Source organism: Streptomyces tricolor (assembly GCF_002155905.1).
GTDB classification, from domain to species: Bacteria; Actinomycetota; Actinomycetes; order Streptomycetales; family Streptomycetaceae; genus Streptomyces; species Streptomyces tricolor.
In genome coordinates this window covers 1-1,285 of record NZ_MUMF01000828.1, presented here as the reverse complement: position 1 = coordinate 1,285, position 1,285 = coordinate 1, and the positions used below count along the sequence as shown (strand labels likewise).

The 1,285-nt window shown below is 74.6% G+C and carries 1 protein-coding gene and 1 pseudogene; one reads left to right on the top strand and one right to left on the bottom strand.

The annotated features are described in order from the left end of the window. A pseudogene (locus tag CCN44_RS40255) lies at positions 1-386 on the bottom strand (hypothetical protein); the annotation flags it as partial. Positions 387-683: 297 nt separating this feature from the next. On the opposite strand from CCN44_RS40255, the gene CCN44_RS40250 reads away from it, so the two are divergent. After that, on the top strand, positions 684-1,199 hold the full coding sequence (locus CCN44_RS40250; RefSeq protein WP_059248444.1) for an NUDIX hydrolase: 516 nt from the start codon (positions 684-686) through the stop codon (positions 1,197-1,199). The last annotated feature ends 86 nt before the right edge of the window (positions 1,200-1,285 follow it).

Genomic DNA, 1,285 nt, shown 5'->3' with positions numbered 1-1,285 from the left:
TATAAGAGACCGGTGTCGCCGGCCTCGCGGGCCCGGTCGGGTTCCTCCTTGCCGCGCAGCGCGCGGTGCACGAGGGCCAGGGCGAGGAGTGCGGTGGCGTCGGCGGAGCCGGGCTCGGCGGCCAGCCAGTCGCTCGCCCAGGCGGCGGCGTAGGGGTCCTCGGCGAGCACGGTGAGGCGGTGGCCGCGGCGGTCCCAGTCGTCGCCGGTGTGCACCAGCAGGGAGCGGGCGGCCTGCCGCCGGCCCTGCGCCAGCGCGGCCCGGGCGGTGCGCAGTTCCACGTCGTCGAGGGCGGCGTCCAGGGGACCGGAGTCGTCCGGGGCGGTCGCGCCGGACGGGTCCGTGGGGGCGCGGCGAGCGCCGAGCAGAGGCGGGAGAGGGGGCACCGCGGGGCTTCCTGTTTCTCGGGCTGCCATCGACCGATCACGCACAGCAAACCCTCAGCCAAGGGTCGCGTCAAGCGGAACGGCGGTCTTATCGACTTCAACTTCCCTGCTGGCAGCGGTACTTGAGCGCTCCGGTGCAGGTGACCGGGGCCGGGGGGCGGCCGGGCGGGAGAATTTTCCACTGGCCTATGCCACCGTGTTCCGGGCCGCCCGCCCCGACTTCCGCGGCGTGCGCACAGGGCCCGGAGGCACCCGGGACCTCCGGCGCCGCCGAGGGCGCCCTGCTTGGATACCGGCATGAACCCTGCTGAGGAGATCCTCGACATCGTCGACGAGCACGACCGGGTCGTCGCCCGGCACCCGCGCGGCGAGGTCTACGCGCGCGGGCTGCGCCACCGCTGCGTGTTCGTCCAGGCCCGGGACGCGGCCGGCCGGCTCTTCGTGCACCGGCGCACCGCCACCAAGCTGGTCTTCCCCTCCCTGTACGACATGTTCGTCGGCGGGGTCGTCGGCGCGGGCGAGTCGTACGACGAGGCGGCGCTGCGGGAGGCCGAGGAGGAGCTGGGCGTGCGCGGACTGCCCCGGCCGGCGTTCCTCTTCAAGTTCCTGTACGAGGACGGCGCCGGGAACAGCTGGTGGTCGGCGGTGTACGAGGTGCGCTGCGAGCTGCCCGTGCGCCCGCAGCCGGAGGAGGTCCAGTGGCACGCCTTCCTGACCGAGGAGGAGGTCGAGCAGCGGCTCGACGCGTGGGAGTGGGTGCCGGACGGGCTGGCGGCGTACGAGCGGCTGCGGGCGTTCCGGGCGGGCCGGTGACCGCCCGGTAGGGTCGGCCGGGTGAGCGAATTCGTACGGAACATCCGGCTGTGGTTCGCGCCGGAGCGGGTGCGGGACGAGGGCGG